This is a genomic window from Enterococcus sp. DIV1682a (assembly GCF_051711005.1).
Classification (GTDB): Bacteria; Bacillota; Bacilli; order Lactobacillales; family Enterococcaceae; genus Enterococcus_B; species Enterococcus_B hirae.
Window position 1 is genome coordinate 2,014,126 of record NZ_JBIOLT010000001.1, and the last position, 19,196, is coordinate 2,033,321.

The 19,196-nt window shown below is 36.7% G+C and carries 14 protein-coding genes; 1 reads left to right on the forward strand and 13 read right to left on the reverse strand.

Going from position 1 to position 19,196, the window contains the following annotated elements; all coding sequences use genetic code 11:
* Window positions 1-22: 22 nt before the first annotated feature.
* The 7 genes from copA to IGJ23_RS09265 all read right to left on the reverse strand — a co-directional run bounded on the left by copA (window position 23) and on the right by IGJ23_RS09265 (window position 9,193).
* A complete protein-coding gene (gene copA / locus IGJ23_RS09235) occupies window positions 23-2,206 on the reverse strand; it encodes a copper-translocating P-type ATPase CopA (protein ID WP_207433523.1) in 2,184 nt (727 codons plus the stop codon).
* Window positions 2,206-2,415 carry a copper chaperone CopZ gene (gene copZ, locus IGJ23_RS09240; protein ID WP_207433525.1) on the reverse strand — a complete coding sequence of 70 codons (210 nt, stop codon included), beginning with the start codon at window positions 2,413-2,415 and terminating at the stop codon, window positions 2,206-2,208. The genes copA and copZ overlap by 1 nt, the downstream gene beginning before the upstream one ends.
* Before the next feature lie 16 nt (window positions 2,416-2,431).
* A complete protein-coding gene (locus IGJ23_RS09245) occupies window positions 2,432-2,869 on the reverse strand; it encodes a CopY/TcrY family copper transport repressor (RefSeq protein WP_010718491.1) in 438 nt (145 codons plus the stop codon).
* A gap of 73 nt (window positions 2,870-2,942) precedes the next feature.
* Window positions 2,943-3,482: a topology modulation protein gene (locus IGJ23_RS09250; RefSeq protein WP_088745559.1), complete on the reverse strand. Its 540-nt coding sequence runs from the start codon at window positions 3,480-3,482 to the stop codon at window positions 2,943-2,945.
* A 94-nt stretch (window positions 3,483-3,576) separates the two neighbouring features.
* A complete protein-coding gene (locus IGJ23_RS09255) occupies window positions 3,577-5,037 on the reverse strand; it encodes an APC family permease (RefSeq protein WP_010718493.1) in 1,461 nt (486 codons plus the stop codon).
* Between the two features lie 531 nt (window positions 5,038-5,568).
* Window positions 5,569-7,629 (reverse strand): heavy metal translocating P-type ATPase, encoded by a 2,061-nt coding sequence (locus IGJ23_RS09260; RefSeq protein ID WP_178285863.1) that lies wholly within the window; start codon window positions 7,627-7,629, stop codon window positions 5,569-5,571.
* 385 nt (window positions 7,630-8,014) lie between these two features.
* On the reverse strand, window positions 8,015-9,193 hold the full coding sequence (locus tag IGJ23_RS09265; RefSeq protein ID WP_207433527.1) for a carbohydrate binding domain-containing protein: 1,179 nt from the start codon (window positions 9,191-9,193) through the stop codon (window positions 8,015-8,017).
* 315 nt (window positions 9,194-9,508) lie between these two features.
* Here IGJ23_RS09265 and IGJ23_RS09270 point away from each other — a divergent pair, with 315 nt between their 5' ends.
* A complete protein-coding gene (locus IGJ23_RS09270; protein ID WP_438774880.1) occupies window positions 9,509-10,978 on the forward strand; it encodes a helix-turn-helix domain-containing protein in 1,470 nt (489 codons plus the stop codon).
* An 81-nt stretch (window positions 10,979-11,059) separates the two neighbouring features.
* Here IGJ23_RS09270 and asnS read toward each other — a convergent pair whose 3' ends face one another.
* From asnS to IGJ23_RS09300, 6 genes are all read right to left on the reverse strand, one after another.
* On the reverse strand, window positions 11,060-12,358 hold the full coding sequence (gene asnS, locus IGJ23_RS09275; protein WP_207413637.1) for an asparagine--tRNA ligase: 1,299 nt from the start codon (window positions 12,356-12,358) through the stop codon (window positions 11,060-11,062).
* Between the two features lie 36 nt (window positions 12,359-12,394).
* The gene (locus tag IGJ23_RS09280) at window positions 12,395-13,585 is read right to left on the reverse strand and encodes a pyridoxal phosphate-dependent aminotransferase (protein WP_034700871.1); all 1,191 of its coding nucleotides are present in this window, start codon (window positions 13,583-13,585) and stop codon (window positions 12,395-12,397) included.
* Between the two features lie 19 nt (window positions 13,586-13,604).
* Window positions 13,605-14,126, reverse strand: coding sequence for a cell wall elongation regulator TseB-like domain-containing protein (locus tag IGJ23_RS09285; RefSeq protein ID WP_010718499.1), 522 nt, complete (start codon window positions 14,124-14,126; stop codon window positions 13,605-13,607).
* A 77-nt stretch (window positions 14,127-14,203) separates the two neighbouring features.
* A complete protein-coding gene (locus tag IGJ23_RS09290; RefSeq protein WP_197725882.1) occupies window positions 14,204-16,984 on the reverse strand; it encodes a helicase C-terminal domain-containing protein in 2,781 nt (926 codons plus the stop codon).
* Between the two features lie 283 nt (window positions 16,985-17,267).
* Window positions 17,268-17,468 carry a cold-shock protein gene (locus IGJ23_RS09295; protein WP_005875554.1) on the reverse strand — a complete coding sequence of 67 codons (201 nt, stop codon included), beginning with the start codon at window positions 17,466-17,468 and terminating at the stop codon, window positions 17,268-17,270.
* A gap of 445 nt (window positions 17,469-17,913) precedes the next feature.
* Window positions 17,914-19,020: a baeRF6 domain-containing protein gene (locus tag IGJ23_RS09300; protein WP_010737935.1), complete on the reverse strand. Its 1,107-nt coding sequence runs from the start codon at window positions 19,018-19,020 to the stop codon at window positions 17,914-17,916.
* Window positions 19,021-19,196 lie beyond the last annotated feature (176 nt).

The window sequence follows — 19,196 nt, forward strand, 5'->3', positions numbered from 1 at the left end:
CCTTCCTTTCCTCTGAAACGATTTATTTGATCGTTTTTCGATTTAAGCTTAAAGAATTCAATAATACACTGATTGAACTAAAGGCCATTGTGCCACCAGCAATGATTGGGTTTAAAAAACCAAAGGCAGCAAAAGGAATCCCGATCGTATTATAAATGAATGCCCAAAACAAATTTTGTTTGATTTTTTTTAATGTGACAGCTGACAAAGAAATCATTTGATTGATAGAAGTTAAATGACTATTCATTAATGTCACATCGGCTGTTTCCATCGCAATATCGGTTCCACTTCCCATTGCAATCCCAACATCTGCTAAAGCTAGCGCTGGGGCATCATTGATTCCATCACCGACCATGCCAACTTTCTTTCCAGCTTTCTGTAGTTTTTCTACATAGTTGGCTTTTTCTTCAGGTAAAACTTCTGCAAAGATATGGTCGGAATCAATTCCTACTTGTTTGCCGATTGCTTGAGCGGCTCGTTGATTATCTCCCGTAACCATAAACACATCTACACCTTTTTGTTGTAGTTGCTCGATTGCTTGTTTTGCATCTTCTTTGATTTGATCAGCAACAGCGATCATTCCAAGAACCTGTTCTTCGTTGGCTAAAAACATCACTGTTTTCCCTGCCTGTTCTAATTCTAACGCCTGTTCTTGAAATTCATCAAATGAAAGGTTCATTTCAGCTAGTCTCTTTCTAGTCCCAGCAAAATAATGAACACCGTTGATCGTTCCACTGATTCCTGCACCAGGATGAGCAACAAAATCAGTGATTGGCTGAGTTTTTGCACCGACTTTTGCACCATAAGCAACAATAGCTTTTCCTAAAGGATGTTCAGAAGCATGTTCAAGGGAATAGAAAAGGGAAATGATCTCTTTGGGACCGATGACATCTGTTACTTCTGGTCGGCCTTGTGTAATCGTTCCAGTTTTATCCAAAATAATACTATTTAGATGAGCGGCTCCTTCTAACGCTTCGCCACCTTTGATCAATATCCCATTATGAGCACCGACTCCTGTTCCTACCATGATGGCGGTTGGTGTTGCTAAACCAAGCGCACAGGGGCAAGCAATGACCAAAACGGACACACTATGAAGTAATGCTAACTGCCAATCCTTCGTGAGCCATCCTGTAACTAATAGTGTCACCAATGCTAAAAACAAAACGATCGGTACGAAAATCCCTGAAATCTTGTCAGCAATTTGTTGGATCGGTGCTTTACTTCCTTGAGCATCTTCCACCATTTGGATGATTTGTGCCAACACCGTATCTTTTCCTATCTGAGAAACTTGTATTTGGATCAATCCATTGGTATTGATCGTTCCACCAAAAACCATATCTTTTTCTTTTTTCTCAACAGGTACACTTTCTCCTGTCAACATGCTTTCATCCAATGCACTAGTGCCAGCAATGATCCGTCCATCTGTAGGTACTTGTTCACCAGGACGAATCACTAAGATGTCATCGATCATGACCTCATCAATTGCAATCGTCTCTTCTTTGCCATCTCTTAAAACTTGTGCTGTTTTTGTCTGAAGGGACATCAACTGTTTGATCGCATCGCCTGTTTTACTTTTTGCTGTATGTTCTAAATACTTTCCAAGTAAAATCAAGGTAATGATCATACTGCTACTTTCAAAATAAAGATCATGGGAATGGCTAGGGAAAAAACCATTATAAATGCTTAATGCGAAGGCTGCAGATGTTCCAATCGCAACTAAGACATCCATATTCGGCGCTTTAGTTTTTAATGCATGATAGGCTCCTTTATAAAAGCGCCAACCTACATAAAATTGCACAGGCAAAGCAAAGAGCAACTGCACAAGAGGCAGATGGAAGAACGACACAATTGGTCCATGACTTCCAAGCATCATGGCAATCATTGCTAACATCAAGGGTAAAGTCAAGATCGCACTAAAGATAAGATCAAACTTCATTTTTCTTAAATAGGTTTGTTTCTCCTCAGCAATTTTTTGTTTATGCGCTTCGTCATATAAAATTGCCCCATAGCCGATATTTTCGACACTTTTGATCAATCTTTCTGTAGTAGTGTCGGTATATTTCACACTTGCCTTTTCAGTGGCTAAATTGACAGTAGCGGACATGACACCAGGTTGTTCATTTAGTTCTTTTTCGATTCGAGCAGAACAATTCGCACATGTCATTCCAGTAATGACAAATGTTTCCATTTTAGTATTCGTTGCCATCAAATCACCTCTGCTTGATAGCCTAATTCATTGATTGCTTGACAAATCTCTGTCGCTTGAACATTTGCTTCATCAAATTTCACAACGGCTTTTTCTTTTTTCAGCTGAACTTTTACTTTTTTGACACCACTGATTCTTCCGACCGCTTCTTCAACCCGAGCCACACAATGGTTGCAACTCATCCCTTTAACTGAAAATTCTTGTTTCATTCTTGTTTCCTCCTTATTACTGTTTCTTACATTCACATTGGCCAGGTATACAATTACATTCAATCGTTTCGACTGGCTCTTTTTTATTGAGTTGTTTCATGATCTGCTGAATATCTTCTTGGGTCAATGTCGCTTCTTCAACCAAATCAGCAATCGTCGCACCGACTCTTTTTGCACAAATATGTGAAAAGAGATTTTCAGTAGCACTTCGAACGGTTTCCATCTCGGAAACAGCTGGATGATAAATAAATTTCTTTCCCTCTTGTTCAGTCCAAAGCGCTTCTTTTTTCACCAAACGCCCTAGAAGGGTTTTAACAGTTGCTACTTTCCAATCCATCGAATCAGCTAATATCTGAGTGATTTGTTGGGCATTTGCTTGACCTAAAGTCCAGATAACTCGCATGACTTCCCATTCAGAATCACTGATTTTAATTAATACTCTCTTTTCTTCCATTGGTTTTCCACCTCCATCGATTACATTTGTAAACTTAACTTCGATAATAGATTACAACTGTAATCGTAAATTGTCAAACAATAGGCTTATTTTTTTTCAACTGGTTAATATACTTTTGTCGATCACGTTTATTATCTAAAATGAGTAACTTATTTTTTACTTGCAATGTATCAATCAGTTGGAAGATTCGAGGTTCATTCTTTCGCTTAAAACGCCAAACAAAACACAAAAAATCCAAGTATTCTTTATCCAACTTTTCAGTAAAGTCATTAGGCATGTCAGGTCTGGTCGCACGATCTCGCTTTCTTTTTAAAGTTCGTTTGATGACACGAGCCATTGCAAGATACGTTGGCACTCGTAATAAGATGATTTGATCTGCTTCTTGCAGCCTCTTCCTAGCAGTAGCAAGATAGTTTCCTTCGATGATCCAGTTCTCATGTTTAGCCATAAAGTTTTCTTGCTCTAGTTGAAACCAAACTTGTGCCTTTTCACTATAATCTGTACCATGCCATAAAAAATCTAAGGGTAAAAGAGGAATCTTTGCCGTTTCTTGAATAGTTCTTGCCAGTGTCGATTTTCCAGAGCCACTTTGTCCTAAAATTACTATCTTCATCTTATTCCTCCTCCACTCAAAACTTTTTCTTTTTTTATTTATGATAACATGAGGCACAAAAAAAGAGAGAAACGATCGTTTCTCTCTCAACTCATTATGTTTCAATCAATGTTTCTTTTACATTTTTATTTTTATCACGACGGGCAATCGCTGGTAAGATCATTCCCAACATGATCAAAATAATTGGTGTAACGACATTTGAGATCAACTGGAACCACCAAGCTTTAGGATCAGCCGCATACTCGACTTTGGGAACCATTCCCAGAATACAAGCAAAAGCGGTAAAGGCAAAACACCAAGCACCGAAAATAAAACCAACCTTTGGATTCTTCACGAATTTATACTCAGAAGTAAATTTCTTGTAAGCTTTATTCAACATCATATACGCTAAGAATACCCATAAATAACGCATAGGCATTACTACTGAATTTAGATTAGTCAACCATTTCACTAATTCGTTCATGTCTTTGATTCCAAAAATGGGTAGTAAAATGATGATGCTAACTAAAATCCCAGTCAATAAATAGCCATTGACGAGTGTTCCTTTATTGCTTCGTTTACGTAACCATGAAGGAACAAATTCTGGATCTGCATCTGCTAATAAAATTTTCAGTGGTGCATCGATTGAGAAGGCTAATGCGGAAATTTGACCAACCATATTTGTCAAAGCATAGATGATCATCAACGAATTACCAATGCCATAATAGTTGCCTAGGATTTGGAAAGCACTGTAAGCACCATTTGCCATTAAGTCTTTCGGAATATTGTCACTCGCAAATAACATTCCCATCGCTACAGAACCTAAAACCGCACAAACACCAACCATTGCAGCCAAGAAAATCATTCCTTTTGGAAATTCTTTGGCTGGATTTCTTGTGGAATTAACATAAGGAGAGATTTTTTCTGCCCCACCTACTGCAAATACAAGCATCGAAACGGTCGTAAAATAGCTAAAGTCAAATGTCGGGATGTATGTTTTGACCTGATTCATTCCTGTAGTAGCAAATTCCATATCAGTAGTAATAAATGGAGCTGTTACTGCCATCAAAATAAATAAAAGTGACATGACAAACATCGCAGTTCCTGCTAATCCACCAATGACCTTCAATGTGGATAATCCTTTTGTAGAAAGATACAAGAAGGCTAAGAAAATTACTAAGGAAATCACTGCTACCATTTGAACAGTCATTGTGTTAACAATATTTCCATTTCCTTGAACTGCCCATCCAGCAGCAATCAAAATTGCCTGAGGTTTTTGTGCAAGATAAGGAATGTGGACGACCCAATAAGTCCATGCAGCATAGTATGCCAACCGTTTATTTGATGTCGTATTTTCGACCCAAGAGCTGACGCCACCTTTACTGTCTTTAAATGCGGAACCAAGTTGCCCTACGATCAAGGCATAAGGGATAAAATAAATAGCAAGAATCAATAGCCAAGAAGTAACAACTGAAATTCCTTGTTGCGCATAGTTGTTTACTACATTCCCCATGCCCCAAACCATGTTGAAAGCAATGAGTGCTACGGTAAACCAACGTAGTTGTTTATCGTTCATCTGTTTTCTCCTTTTAAATTTTTTTAAATAAAATATTTATCTATTTACAATCATAAACAAATTCTTATCTATTTACAATAGTTCGTTATTTTATGTGTGTATATTTTTAATTTTCCCACACTATTTTTCCATCTTTTTATCATTTTACACAAGATAACACCTTGTATAAATTAGTTAATCCCTTTCAAACTGAACGATGTAAAAGAATTTTCTAAAAATTAGATCAAATAGTTATTTTAATATGCTTACTTTCTAATCAAAAAACAACAACTGGTAGTACAATTCAAAAATCGTTGCTTTTACATAAAAAAAAGAAATTCCCCTTTCATCCGAACAGTCATCAAGCTGACGAATAAAGGAAAATTTCTTTTCTATTGATCAATAACAAACAAAATACACCTATAGAACTTCATTTTAAACACGCATATAAATAGTTTGGTTAAAGATTTTCACTTATTTTCTGATAATCCTACTCCGTAGGCAAGAAAAGTTCACTTTAACGATGCTTGTGTTTAGATCAACAGTCGATCGTTAGAGTTTTAAACATCTCATAGCGTTTAAGACTGCTAGTACAGTGACACCTACATCAGCAAATACGGCATCTCCCATTGTGGCAATCCCGAATGCGCCTAAAATTAAGACAACACTTTTGATCCCGATCGCAAAGATAATATTTTGTTTAACGATTTTCAACGTTTTTCTTGATAAGCGAATAGCATCTGCGATTTTTCCAGGTTCATCATTCATGATCACTACATCAGCCGCTTCGATTGCTGCATCACTTCCAAGACCTCCCATCGCTATTCCGACATCAGCTCTAGCTAGCACAGGTGCATCATTGATTCCGTCACCAACAAACGCAGTCTTTTGCGATGCGTTCGTGAGGATTTGCTCTAATTTAGCCACTTTGTCTTGCGGTAAGAGCTCGCTATAGACCGTGTCGATTCCTAATTCATTTCCAATATGTGTCGCAATTGCTTGTGCATCCCCGGTAAGCATCACAGTTTGTTTAACTCCAAGTTTTTTTAGTTTTTGTAAAGCTGCTTTTGCATCTTCTTTGATGGAATCTGCAATCACTATGCTTCCAACATACTGTTGATCAATTGCCACATATACTAAGGTACCAACTGCTTGATTGACTGGAAAGGCTATATTGTATCGAGTGAAAAGTTTATGATTTCCTACTAAGACTACTTTCCCATCCACAACTGCCTTGATTCCTTCGCCTAAAACTTCTTCCATTTGATCCGTGGGTAATAATGCTCCTTCATAATCAGCTAAAATCGCTTGTGCAATCGGATGTGTCGAATATTGTTCTACACTTGCAACATATTGCATGAATAAAGGTTCAACCATAGTAGTTTCAATTGATTGAACAGAAAAATCACCTTTTGTCAGAGTTCCTGTTTTGTCAAAAACCATGGTGTCTGTATGAGCTAATAATTCAAGGTAATTACTACCCTTCACTAATACACCCATTTTACTAGCTCCACCAATCCCTCCAAAAAAGCTTAAAGGTACCGAAATTACTAAAGCACAAGGACACGAAATCACTAAGAACGTCAAAGCTCGGTAAATCCATTCATCAAATCCTGTATTTGATAACACAAGTGGTGGTAAAATGGCTAATAAAACAGCTAATACTACTACCACTGGCGTGTAGTAACGAGCAAATTTAGTGATGAAATTTTCTGCTGGTGCCTTTTTACTACTTGCATTTTCTACTAATTCGAGCAATTTACTAATGGTTGAGTTTTGATAATTTTTTTCTACTTCAACAACTAATGGTTGATTGATATTGATAAAACCACTTAATACTGACTCTCCTTCAAAAACTTCTTTTGGAACCGATTCTCCCGTTAATGCAGAAGTGTCAACTAATGACTGCCCACTGATGACTTTCCCATCTAATGGTACTCGTTCTCCTGGTTTGACAAAAACATGCTCCCCAATCATTACTCTTTCTGGCTGGGTTGTCACCAATCCAGCTTCTGTTTCAACATGAGCCACTTCTGGTCGAATCTCCATCAATGCACGTATCGATTTTCTTGATTGGTTGACTGCAAAGCCTTGGAAATATTCACCTACTTGATAAAACAACATGACCGCTACTGCCTCTGGATATTCACCAATCAACATCGCACCGATCGTTGCGATTGCCATCAAAAAATTTTCATCAAACAATTGACCTCTCGTAATGTTTAATGCAGCTTGTTTAATAACATCAAAACCAATAAATAAATAGACAAGTAAAAATCCAATAAAACGAATCGGTTCAGCTGGAGCCCAAATAAACAAGCCTAATAAGCCAATAGCTGATAGGACAATACGAATCAGATCCTTTTTTTCTTCATTTAATGTTGAAGTCACTTCTTCCATCTCTTTTACCTCAACTTCTGGTTCTAATTCCTTGATCACTTTTCTAGTTTCAGTTTCGATTTCACCTATCTTATCCTGATCTGCGTCAATCGTTAATTTACCTACAGCAAAGTTAACATTTGCTTGCTTTACCCCATTGATTTCGTTGATTCTTTTTTCGATTTTCATTGCACAGTTTGCGCAATCCAATCCTTCTAATCGATAGCTTTTCATGCTCTGACCTCCTCACTTTAAACATGAACGTTTATTCATGTATAATTATATATGAGTGGTCACTCATTTGTCAAACTAATACTTCTTCTATTTTTTATCAATCAAAAAAGCATTACCTTTACAATAAAAAAAGCGACTCATAAAGTGAAAACCATATCATCCATTGTAAGAGTACAGGAGTGTCACAAATAAAAAAGAACTGAACAACGGAATCTACACTTGTCCTTACCCGAACTAATCCATACCTAATAGCTATCTTATCAGCAATTAAAAAAATAAGCATTTCTCCTATTTGATTAAAACTCCCCCACTAGCCAAACGAGTGAGGGAGTTTTTTTATTGTTGTCGTATCTCTTCATCCTAAGCGATATCTATTTTACTGGGATTATTCCACTTCTATAGTCGCTAGTAGTTGTTGGAAACTATTCGTAGTACTTGTTCCTGGTCGATTACCTACTAATTTAACTGAAATGATATCGCCAGCAACCACGCCTTTACTGTAAGTCACCCGAACAGTCTCATTCATTTTTTTGACTGATGAATAGTAAGCTTTTCCTTTATAAGTTTCCGCGATATATGCATCATTTTTATAAAGTACGATTCGATTGTCTTGCTCAAATATTTCTCGATCAATATCCATCACTACTTTATTTCCAACTACTTGAATATCTTTCACGATCTGATCATATTCAGTCGCTGCTGATTCCAATTTTTTCTCGACTACATAGGTTTCTAACAATACTTTACCTGCAGAGCTTTGACCAGGTGAACCAGGTGCTAAATAAACTTCAATTTTTTCGCCTTTGTTGCCTTCAAACGCACGACGTATCTTTACTAGTTCGTCTGTTATATCTTTATAAGAATAGTATGCTTTACCATTATACGTTTCAAAATAATAGTTACCATCCAAATAAACCATCAGGCGTTGTTTGCTATTAAATTGTTCTGGCGTTAAGTTTAAGTAGATATATGGTTGGTGACTTTCTACTCCAACAGATAACAAAGTATTTTGGGATGTGTCATCTTCTGATTGGACATCGATATTTTTAAAAGTTGCCCAACCATTTCCCGTAGAAGAAAAACGGATAATATATGTATTGTCTTTTTCTGGTGTCGTAAAAGTAAACGAATGTCTTTCCCATTGTTCATTATTATGTGCCGATTCTTGTAAAGAAACAAATTCTTCTCCGTGATTCAATGTACCAAACTCGACTTTACTCGGAAAATTTTTGCTTCCCGCAGCGTCATAAGAAAATGTGTAGGTCGTATTGAGTTGTAATTTCACATATTGATGGATATTTTCGCCCAACATTGCTTTCACATAAGAAACCCCATTTTCGGTTACCAGTGTTGGATTGTTCGATTCTGGGTTTGACACGATCCAATGATCTAAACCAGCGTTAAAATCCCCGTTACTGATAATCGAATCCTCAACCACTTCTTTCAAGTTATCACTGATAGCAATAGCTTCCTTGCCTATGGTTGTTGCATGTACGCCTATAGAAGTTCCTAAAGACAGACAGGCAATACTTGCGACAAATACCTTCTTCATGTTATTTTTCATTCTATTTTCCCCCACTAATTGATTTCTGCTGTTACGATTAGGTAACGAGACTCATTCTATATTATCTCTGGAGATACTCTTTTATTTGCCTTGAATTTTCATGAACATTTTATTTTAAAGATCCTTTTTTACACAAAAAAAGAAATAAATCGCCAAATTCCCATTTTTCATCTCTCTATTTAGCAATCCTGCTAATGTTTACTAATTTTTTGGAATTGTCCATAATTTTTTTTTCAAAAAAAAGAAATTATCATTGCCGATAGCAGCTATTTCATTAGTACAATCCTTATAACGAGTAAGGAGGTTCCAACCAAGATGAAAGCGATATTATCCAAAAAACATTATATCCAATTAATTATTTTAGAAACATATTTAGCAAATGGACAAGTGACCGTTCAACAACTAGAAGAAACAACCCAAGCAACCAAGCAAACGATTCTTAAACAATTGAATGAGCTGGAAAATCGTGGCTTTTTTCAAGTGGAAAAGAAAAAAGATCATTTATTGCTGAGAAAAAATAAACCAATCAGCTATAGTGAAGTATACAGTTATATTTATCAAGATTCTGTACAGATTCAATTTATTTCTCTGGTTTTTTCTTGTCCGTTTATAACAACTTCGGAAATTTTAAAAAAACTAAAAATCAGTAAATCTCAATTTCGCCGTATCAAAAAACAAGTAGCTGATTTTTTGAACTGCCATGATATTTGTCTGACTGACTCTCCTTTCTACTTTACAGGAGATTCATCTAAACTATATCAGTTTTTTTATGTCTTTTTTTCAGAAAAATATCACGCTAATACTCAATATATTCTTCCGAAAGAACAATTAATTCTTGATCAACTGTTGCAAGCATTTACCGAATTGCCCAACTTCTCTACTTCTCGAGAACAACAACGATTAAGTAGCTGGATCTGGGTGATTATTAAGCTTAGTGTCCATATCCAAAAATCAACGACTGATTATAAATCAGCGGATAAAAATGCAATATCCTCAGCAACTTTACCATTTGATGATTCACGAATCGTCATTGATTATGCACACTTCAAAGAAGTATTCAAGCTTTCATATACGGGTGTCGTCCAATCAAATCTCTTAACATTTCAGTCAATGATGAAAGAACCAAAGCTTTCACTAGAAATGCAAGGGAAAAAACAATCCTTGATTCAGTTGACAACTGAACTCTACCAGCTATTTGGAGAAAATAAAGAAATTGAGCTCCATTATTCGATCGATCAATCACTAACTTTGTCTGGAAAAATCAAATATTTGTTAAATGATCAAAAAAAACGATTTGTGATTGAATTTTTTAAGCAAAATGGGCGCTTTTCTGCCCATACTGCTAACCGACTGTTACAAAAATTGATCACTTTCAGAAATGATATAAATGATGATCCTTTATTTTATGAATGGCTCTATCTTACAATTATCTATGATAAACACTTAAAGGAACTTATTAGAAAAAATCAACAGAAGAAAAAAATTGGTCTTGCTTTTACCTACGACCAAGTACATAGTGAATTACTGATTACGCTTCTTAAAACGAAATTGAATGAGTACGCAGTTTTTGAAATCATTGATATCCAAGATTCTGTAATGAACGATCAAAATGCAGATTCCATCGATTACTGGATTTCTAATCTTCCAATAGCTCCTCAGAAAAACTGGCTACTTTTAGACAATTATCCTTCGCTAAAAGAGATTCGTACCTTAGAATTGCTTCTTCAGCAATCAACGATCCAACCATTAATCGAAGCTTTAAAAGAGCCATTACAAACTGACTAAGTTATAAAAAAACTGCAGAAAGTTAACCTCCTAAGAGGCCACTTTCTGCAGTTTTTTGTGGTTGAACCAGCTATTTCATTTTTATGGATAGATACGGTTCAACAAACGTGGGAATGGAATTGCTTCACGCACATGGTCGATACCTGCGATCCAAGTAACTGTTCGCTCTAAGCCCAATCCAAATCCAGAATGTGGCACTGAACCATATTTACGCAAATCAAGATACCAAGAATATTCATTTTCGTCTAAACCATGATTTTTGATCTGTTCTAATAAGAATTCATAATCCGTTGCCCGTTCACTACCACCAATGATTTCACCGTATCCTTCTGGTGCGATCATATCAGCACAGATCACTACATCTTCACGAGTTGGATGTGGTTTCATATAGAAAGGTTTGATTGCTTTTGGATAATTCAAGATAAATACGGGTTGTTCAAATGAATTGGCAATGAATGTCTCATGCGGAGAACCAAAATCATCGCCCCACTCAATATCATCAAACCCATTTTTCTTCAATAATTCAATCGCATCATCATAAGAGATACGTGGGAATGGTAACTTCGTATAAGTTTTCAATACTTCTTTGTCTCGTTCCAAGACATCTAATGCGTAACCACAGTGATCCAATACATTTTGTACTAAGAAAGCAACATATTGTTCTTGGACCTCTAGACTTTCTTCTTGATGTGTAAATGCCATCTCAGGTTCAATCATCCAAAATTCGATCAAATGACGACGTGTTTTTGATTTTTCTGCACGGAATGTTGGACCAAAGGAGAATACTTTACCAAAAGCCATCGCTGCAGCTTCCATATATAATTGACCACTTTGTGATAAGTACGCTTTTTGGTCAAAATAGTTCGTTTCAAATAAGTCAGTCGTTCCTTCTGGTGCAGAACCAGTTAAAATTGGAGGATCGATTTTGACAAAGTTATGGTTATTAAAGAACTCATATGTTGCACGAATAATTTCATTTCTGATTTGCATGATTGCATGTTGTCTGGAAGAACGTAACCATAAATGACGGTGATCCATCAAAAAATCAGTTCCATGTTCTTTAGGTGTGATGGGATAATCATGACTTTCACTGACAACTTCGATTGTCTTAATCCCGATTTCGTAGCCGAATTTTGAACGGCTATCTTCACGGATTTCTCCGGTCAAGATGATTGATGTTTCTTGGTGAAGATTTTTCGCTAATTGAAATACTTCTTCTGGAACTTCACTTTTCACAACTACTCCTTGAAAATAAGCCGTTCCATCTCTTAGTTGTAGAAAAGCAATTTTTCCGCTTGAACGTTTATTTGCTACCCAAGCGCCAATCTTTACTGTTTCTCCTACATGATTTTTCGAATCAATGATTTGAATTGTTTCCACTTATGACTCTCCTTCGCTCTACCTTAATTATTAGGATTATATTTGACTTTTACTCTCAATAAATTGCGCAATACGTCGGACTGCTTCTTCCAAAGTTCCAAGATCCGTTGCATAACTTAATCGCACATTTTCTGGCGCACCAAACCCTTCACCAGTTACTAAAGCAACACCCGTTTCCTCTAATAGATCTTCTACCCACTTCGTGACATTCTCATAACCGCACATAGCCAACGTTTCTTTTACATTCGGAAACAAATAAAAAGCACCTTGTGGTTTATTAAGTGTCACTCCAGGTAAGTTTGAAACAAGTGGATATAAGATATTTAGGCGTTCTTCAAATGCCACGCGCATTTCTTCCACTGGATCTTGCTCACCAGTCAACGCTTCAATCGCAGCATATTGACTGACTGCTGTTGAATTACTTGTTGATTGAGAAGCAATTGCAATCATCCCATCGATGATTTCTTGGTTCCCCAAAGCATAGCCGATTCTCCATCCCGTCATTGCATAAGTTTTTGAGACCCCATTGATGATGATCGTTTGCTTACGAATAGCTTCAGAGATTGTTGCAATTGGAGTAAACTCATTGCCATTATAAACTAAACGTCCATAAATATCATCTGCAACTATCAAAATATCATGTTTGACAGCCCACTCTCCGATTGCTTGCAGCTCTTTTTGATCATAGATCATTCCTGTCGGATTCGAAGGAGAATTGATGATCAATGCTTTCGTTTTAGGGGTTCGTGATGCTTCTAGCTGGGAAACAGTTATTTTAAATCCATTGTTTTCCTCGCCTTTAACAAATACCGGTCGACCTTCTGCTAATTTTACTTGCTCTCCATAACTTACCCAATAAGGTACTGGGATGATCACTTCATCTTCAGGATCTAAAATCGTCTGAAAAAGGGCATATAACGCAAATTTTGCACCATCCGTTACAATTGTTTGAGAAGGTTCATAGGTGATCCCATAGTACTCCTTGATATAATCGACAATTGCTTGGCGTAGTTCAGGAATCCCTGCGCTCGGCGTATAGTAACTTGCTTTGCCGTTTCTAATTGCCTGAACCGCCACTTCTTGGATATTTTCGGGCGTTGCAAAGTCAGGTTCTCCGACCGTTAGACTTAAGATATCTTTTCCTTGTGCTTTCAAAGCTTTTGCTTTTGCTGCTGCAGCAAGTGTCACAGAAGGTTCTAATTGTTGTACTCTTTTTGACAGCTTCATCCTACTCATCCTTTACAAATTATATTCCAGTGATCGTTTTTATTTCTTTCCCTGACTCGAAAGAAAGCAAATAATAATTGAATTGATCCTTTGAATTTTTTCCAACAACTTCCCAGACAGCTTGATTATCGTACATTCCTAGTGAAGCTTTTTCGATTTGGACTTCCGGATGAGCTTGAGCAATTTTTTCTTTTGCTTCTTGTTCAGTTATCCCATCTTTTTGAGCTAATACTTTGACCTTTTCGCCCGATTTAGGAATAATGACCGCAATTTCTTGCCCTTTATCGTTTTTACCAGTCAAAGAAAAGTAAGTATGATTCCGAGTAAACCAATAAAAGTGATCTGCTTCTTCAAGTCCTGCGTATTTTTTAGCAATCTCAATTGCTTCTTGTTTGGCTTGCATCCTTGGGCGGCTCGCACGTAAATAAAAAATCGAACTAAATACGATGATCGCTAATAAAGCGATAATCAACCCTAGTAATACATGATTAATTGTTTTTTCTTTCGGAGATTCTTGCTTTTGTTTTGATTGTTTCTTCAAGGATCGTCGCTCCTTTTATATTCGCTAAGTTTTATTATAGCAGATTTTTCATGCGAAAATAGATTGTCTGAAGAAGTTTATTCTTCGTTTTTCTTTAAGAATTTTGGGATATCTTTGCAAATATCGTCCAATGTTTCTTCTTTGATCGTAATATTCTTCGGTAAGGCCTGCAAGATCCGATTACTGTATTTCGCAGACAGTAATCGACGATCCAGAATCAATAAAACGCCTCGATCTTCTTCACCACGAATCAATCTTCCTAAGGCTTGTCTCAATTTTAAAGCAGCTTTAGGGATCGATTCTTGATAGAATGGGTTGATTCCTTCTGATTCAAGATAGGTATTCCTTGCCTTTACCATCGGTCGTAACGGATTGTCAAAAGGTAAGCGGGTAACCACGACAATCTGTAAAGCATCCCCCGGTAAATCCACACCTTCCCAAAAACTATCAGCTCCAAATAAAACACTCATTTCAGACAGCATGAATCGTTTCAACAATTTCTGTCGGCTACCGCCGATCCCTTGGGCTAAGATTTCCCGTCCTTGCTCTAACATGGATAAATGAATCGTCTGATAAACTTTTTGTAAAATATCATGTGACGTAAACAAAACCAAGATTGGCCGCTTTTCTTGTAAGATCAATTGAGACAACGTATGAGACAAATAGTCCACGTATTGTTGCTGATCAACTTGACTAATTGACGGTGCTTCTTTGGGTACATAGATACGGGCTTGTTTTTCGTAATCATAAGGAGATGCGATCACTTTTAATGGTGTACCTTCAATTCCTAAACGTTTCGCAAGATACTGACGATTAGGTCCCACTTTAAGCGTGCCGCCAATATATAAAATATGCGTGTAGCGCGGATACCAAACTGTTCTTTTCAGTGAGGCTGCCTTGAAATCGTGAAGATGAAAAATCGTTTGTTGCGCCGTTTTATTGGGAACAAACCAATGGATCAAATTTTCATGCCAATCTTCCAGCCACTGTTCCATCAAAGTTGCTTGCTTTTCCATTTGATCGAATAATTGATAAAGAGTGGCTAAATCAATGCGCATTTGTTTCGTCCAACTTTCTTGAATGATTGTCAAACTTAAGCGCATTTGGTCTTGTAGTTGTTTGATTTCACGATAAAACACATGGAGATGGTCAATTGCAAGGCTCGACTCAAAGGGTAACTGCGAAAGCATTTCTTGAGTAACCATCATTTCTTCTGGATACTGACCGTTTGTTTGCTTTGCCGCAAATTGATTCAGTCCTTCTGCCAGAAAAATTTGCGCTTCGTTAAGTGCGTTTAACTCCTCTTGGTAAATCTCTAACCAACGTTGAACTTCGTGGTTTTCTGGTAAATACGCTTTGATCCGGTCAAACAAATGATCCGATTCGTTAAACTGTTGGATTTGTTTGAAAAAATACGCAATACTTAAGCGGCGATCATTGACTTTCTCTGCAATATCAGGCAAATGATGCGCCTCATCGATCAATAAATATGGACTCTCTGGTAACAATGGTCGCTTTCTTTGGGTTTCTTGGACTAAAAAAGCATGATTCACAATCAAAAAATTGCTTTGCTGGATCTTTCTCTCTAAAAAACGAACAAAATCTTGTGCATAAAACGGTTGATTTTTAGCTAAAAATGAAGTCCCCCGATGGGCAATCTCACTAAAGAGAAGATGATTCAAGTTGGTCAAATGCAATTCGTCTAAATCACCGGTTTTCGTTTGAGTCAACCAAACAAGGATTGCCATTTGGTAAAGTAAATATTGTTTTTGTTCTTTTGGCGCTTCAAGGGTCGCTTTGAACCTTTGCAAATCGATATAATGGCGATAACTTTTAATCACTGTTGCTTGAATCGGCTGATCCAACAATTGATTTAACAGTGGGATATCTTTCTCCAAGATCTGCTGCTGGAGTACCAGTGAGACAGTACTGATGATCGCCGGCTTTTCAGGAGTGGCTAAATAGCTGAGGGGGAGTAGATACCCGATCGTTTTTCCCATTCCAGTAGCGGCTTCAATCATCAAATCTTTGGACTCATCTTTGGTAAAATGGTCGTATACTGCATTCATCAAGCGATTTTGTTCCTTACGATACATCAATGTTTTCCCAAATATCTTTTCTTTAGCTTGTTTCTTTCTAGGATAAACTTGCTCGTTGTAATGAATGCTGGTATAAAGATCTACTTCTTTTTTTTGCAAAGCTAACCCATCGATTATCTCTAATTCTTCGTTTAACGGCTGAGGTTGTTCTCTCATCTCTTCCATCACACTTTGAATAAATCGACTTGTATCCATTCCAGTTTGCCCACTTAATGCATAAATGGCTTCTAATGTGACTAACGGTAAACGGCGCATCCGTTCTTCAATCAATAGAAGAAGTTGGGCAGTCACTTCGGCATCACTATCAGCTTGGTGTGGGTTTTCATGAATAAAGCCTAGACTCTCTGACAGATCAGCCAATCGAAAGCTTGGCTCACTTGGCAAGAAGATTTGAGCTAATTCAACAGTATCGATGCCAGGAATCTTTAATCCCGGTGTTTGGCACCTTAATAGCTCCTGATTAAGAAAGTTATAATCAAAATAAATATTATGAGCAACAAAAATCGTATCCGCCAACAGATTATAGATGGTTGCGGCCACATCTTCAAAATAAGGTGCTTGTTGGACACGACGATTGGTAATTCCTGTCAGATGTTGGATTTGTTTGGAAATCTTGCGTCCGGGATTAATATCAATCGAAAAACGAGAAGTGATTCGACCACCTTCAATCATGACACATCCAAATTGGATAATGCGATCTTCTTTTGGATTTGTCCCAGTCGTTTCAATATCGACAACTGCATAAGTTTTTGATTTCAAATTTACTTCCTCTTCTCTTGCCTTTAAATGTTCTCTTGCGATTATACTACAATCACCAGAAAATTTCTTAATCTCTCTTTCCATTTATGAAAAAAACCTTTATATTATTGCTTTACTTTCTAAATCATCTGATCACCTTAACTGCCGGCTGATTACTCAACTATCTGTTGATACAGAATCAACTCCACTTATCTGAAGAACGTATTTAACTTTGTGATTGATCCAAAACAAAAAAGCTCGACAACTACAAAGTAGTTATCGAGCTTTTATTCAAATCAATTAATTAAGCTTTAACAACGTTAGTTGCTTGAGGGCCACGTTGACCTTCTTCAACGTCAAAGTTTACTGTTTGACCTTCTTCAAGAGTTTTGAATCCGTCGCCTTGGATAGCTGAGAAATGAACGAATACATCGTTACCGTTTTCTGCTGTAATGAATCCAAAACCTTTTTCTGAGTTAAACCATTTTACTGTACCTGTTTCCATAATAAAAATCCTCCTTGTGTTTCAACACATATTTTGCAATTACTTGAATGGTGTATATCTGGAAGATGTTTATTTGAAACATGCCACAGATTACCGAACAAAAACTACACTCTTAATATATCATATCGGTTACAAAATAGCCACTATTTTCCCTTCTTTTTTTCCTTTTCATCTGGTGTTTTCTGACAAAAACGAGAAAAAGAGTGATATCTCTGTATTCCGTCCTAACAAATATGGAATCGTTTCCTTATAATTCAGACTTTCTCTAACGATTTTTTTTGATAAGATTCCCCTTAAGAACGATAGTTGATAGTAAAATAACACCAGTTGAATTAATTTTTTCTACTTTTTATTTTTTTACTATAAAAAAAACTGAGGAAAAAAAATTTCCCCAGTCTTGTTCTATCATTTCTTTATTCAAAATGCAAAATCTCATGGCACTCTATTAGTAACGAAGGATTGCTACTAAACTTTTCTCATCTGGCGCCTCTTTTTGTTCAAGAATGACTACTTGTCCTCCGTTCATGATGACATTATCTGCCAACTCATTTAAAACTTGACGGCGGTCATACTCTGTTTCTGGATCTTCTCCAAATCCATCCACTAAGTTAGACGTAGCAATAAACAAGTGAGAAATTTTCCCTTCTTTAGCAGCTGGAACGATATCCACTAGTTGATCGATAAATTTTTTATCTAACAAACGATTATACCCTTCTGCTTCTTTCGCAGCTAATTCCTCAGAAAGTTTTTTAGCTCCTGCTTCGATTTCTTTTAACGATAATTGTGCAGGTGAGGCAGAGATCGCCACATCAGAACAATAGTACGGATTTTTAGCAATTTTTTTGAACATCGTTTGGTTTTCCGGTAACGCAAAGAGATAAATTGGGCGTTTTTCAGGATTGTCAAAGGTATCCTTAAGATAATCATCAACTGCTTGATAATAATTGACCCAGTCGATCTCTACTTCCTCATCTTTTGGATTGACACCATGAAACGTAGCTCCCTCACTACCATTTGAAGTATAGTTTAATCCGCCACCTGTTAACTCAGAACCTAAAGCTGTTACTACATCTTTCGGTGCATCTTCCGGTAATTTTACTTCAGTTACCTGCTTATTGTTTACTTCGTACAACTTCATTGAATCACGATTCAATCCTAGTAGATAATAAGCGTAGTTAAAGTGACTATTTTTGATAATCGCTAGAAGATATGGCAGATCACTCACATAATATTGGTCATCTACAGGAATACCTAAGCGATGGATATACGTATGTTCTGGAGATAAGATGACAGCCACGCTTGTTGTAGCGCTTCGCCAAAATGAAGCATCTTCTAACAAACTAGTGATTTTTTCTTGGAACAAGGACCAGTCATGTTCAGCATATTTTTTTTCAAACCGTTTTTTTGCTTCTTTCGCAAAATTTTTGAACTTGATTTGATCTTTTTCTACATCTTGATGTGCGACATGGGTGTTCAACATAATCGTGACGAATGGGCCTGTAGCACCTTCTGAAGTCAGCTGTGACAATAATTCTTTCGCCATTTTTGTCATAATCGTATCCCTCCTAAAAAAAGTCATTCCTTTACTATAAGTAAAGTCTACCACAACAAATTTTTTCGAGATAATAAAACGAATTTTAATAAAACGACTTATTTCTATTTTTGTTTTATTTAATTAATTTCATAATTATTTCATACTTTACTCAATCATTCCTTTCATTTCTTAAA

Bases quoted from the DNA above. Each gene is read 5' to 3' on its own strand.
- IGJ23_RS09250 (WP_088745559.1), bottom strand. From the start codon at position 3,482: ATGAAGATAGTAATTTTAGGACAAAGTGGCTCTGGAAAATCGACACTG.
- IGJ23_RS09255 (WP_010718493.1), bottom strand. From the start codon at position 5,037: ATGAACGATAAACAACTACGTTGGTTTACCGTAGCACTCATTGCTTTC.
- IGJ23_RS09265 (WP_207433527.1), bottom strand. From the start codon at position 9,193: ATGAAAAATAACATGAAGAAGGTATTTGTCGCAAGTATTGCCTGTCTG.
- IGJ23_RS09245 (WP_010718491.1), bottom strand. From the start codon at position 2,869: ATGGAAGAAAAGAGAGTATTAATTAAAATCAGTGATTCTGAATGGGAA.
- copA (WP_207433523.1), bottom strand. From the start codon at position 2,206: ATGGCAACGAATACTAAAATGGAAACATTTGTCATTACTGGAATGACA.
- IGJ23_RS09295 (WP_005875554.1), bottom strand. From the start codon at position 17,468: ATGGAAACAGGTACAGTAAAATGGTTTAACTCAGAAAAAGGTTTTGGA.
- copZ (WP_207433525.1), bottom strand. From the start codon at position 2,415: ATGAAACAAGAATTTTCAGTTAAAGGGATGAGTTGCAACCATTGTGTG.
- IGJ23_RS09300 (WP_010737935.1), bottom strand. From the start codon at position 19,020: ATGACAAAAATGGCGAAAGAATTATTGTCACAGCTGACTTCAGAAGGT.
- IGJ23_RS09260 (WP_178285863.1), bottom strand. From the start codon at position 7,629: ATGAAAAGCTATCGATTAGAAGGATTGGATTGCGCAAACTGTGCAATG.
- IGJ23_RS09270 (WP_438774880.1), top strand. From the start codon at position 9,509: ATGAAAGCGATATTATCCAAAAAACATTATATCCAATTAATTATTTTA.
- IGJ23_RS09280 (WP_034700871.1), bottom strand. From the start codon at position 13,585: ATGAAGCTGTCAAAAAGAGTACAACAATTAGAACCTTCTGTGACACTT.